Annotated in this window: 1 pseudogene; it reads left to right on the top strand. The window is 55.9% G+C overall.

The window, feature by feature from the left end:
* Nucleotides 1–691: pseudogene (locus tag A9G05_RS26260) on the top strand (IS3 family transposase); the annotation flags it as partial.
* Nucleotides 692–700: the final 9 nt, after the last annotated feature.

The raw sequence follows: 700 nt of genomic DNA, 5'->3' as shown, positions 1-700 counted from the left end.
GCGGGCAGCCGTGCCTTGATGTCGATGATGCGGGAGTTGGGGTATCAGATTGGCCGATTCAAAGTACGTAACCTGATGAAGGAAGCCGAGTTGGTATCCAAGCAACCGGGCGCTCATCGCTATCAGGTCGCTCGGTCTGAACGACCGGACATTCCCAATCTGCTGGCCCGCGAATTTGATGTCCAGCAACCCAATCAGGTGTGGTGTGGCGATATCACCTACGTCTGGGCAGGTGGTCGTTGGCATTACCTGGCAGCGGTTCTTGACCTGCACACCCGGCGGGTCGTGGGCTGGGCGATGTCTGATAAACCTGATGCAGAATTGGCAATCAAAGCACTGGAGATGGCCTATCAGCAGCGGGGTTGCCCATCCGGTGTGCTATTTCACTCTGACCAGGGCAGCCAATATGGCTAGCCGGGCATTTCGGCAACGACTGTGGCGCTATCGCATGACCCAGAGTATGAGTCGGCGTGGCAACTGCTGGGATAACGCCCCGATGGAACGGTTGTTCAGAAGCCTGAAATCAGAGTGGCTCCCGGCTATGGGATATATGAGCTTGCGGGAAGCAAAGCGGGATATCAGTTATTACCTGATGGATTACTACAACTGGCGGCGTCCACATCACCACAATGACGGGATACCGCCAGCACAAGCCGAGGTTCGGCCTAACCAAGTGTCCGGATTTAGTTGACCACTACAG

Source organism: Pseudomonas sp. ENNP23, assembly GCF_001728945.1.
Lineage (GTDB): Bacteria > Pseudomonadota > Gammaproteobacteria > Pseudomonadales > Pseudomonadaceae > Metapseudomonas > Metapseudomonas otitidis.
Note: the sequence above shows the minus strand (reverse complement) of the source record. Positions and strands in the feature narration are given on the sequence as shown.